The 581-nt window shown below is 62.5% G+C and carries 1 protein-coding gene; it reads right to left on the reverse strand.

The window, feature by feature from the left end:
* Positions 1-554 (reverse strand): TetR/AcrR family transcriptional regulator (locus A5678_RS21595; protein WP_068046531.1); only part of this gene is annotated, 554 nt, incomplete at its 3' end.
* Positions 555-581 lie beyond the last annotated feature (27 nt).

Here is a 581-nt window from a genome sequence, read left to right on the forward strand (position 1 = left end):
GACATGTCGAATGTCTGTGCCTCGTTGACGGTAGAGAACGACCAGATGATGCGGGCGAGCCATTCGCTGGCGGCCGTCACGTCGACCCCGGCACCAACCTCTCCGCGGTCACGCGCGTCACGTACGTAGGGTTCGAGAAATTTGGTCGTCCGCCGGACCGCCGTATCCCCGTCAGAGATCATGTGCCGCATCAGCTCAGCGTCATCGGCCATCAAACGGTTGCGAGTTCGGTGGTCGAGCAAGATCCTCGCGTGTGTTTCGGCCATCGCGCCAACCTGCTCGGCCAGCGTACTTTTCTTAGCCATTGCGGTCGCCACGTCACGATAGAACCGCTGCGCCCCGAACTCGATGGCGGCGTCGATGAGCACATTGCGGTCCTCGAAGTAGCGGTACACCGTGCCCCGGGAAACGTTCGCCATCCGCGCCACGTCCTGAACGCTCGTGCGCTGGATCCCGAGCTGTGTGAAGCATTCGTTCGCCGCCTCCAGAATCTGGTCCCGGCGATCGAACTCGTCGGTGATCTCCGCTTCGCCGGTCTTCGGGTCGGTCAGCATCTCACTCCTCCACGCCCTCAGGGCTAT

It is taken from the genome of Mycobacterium sp. E2733 (assembly GCF_001667585.1).
In the GTDB taxonomy this organism is placed as follows: Bacteria; Actinomycetota; Actinomycetes; order Mycobacteriales; family Mycobacteriaceae; genus Mycobacterium.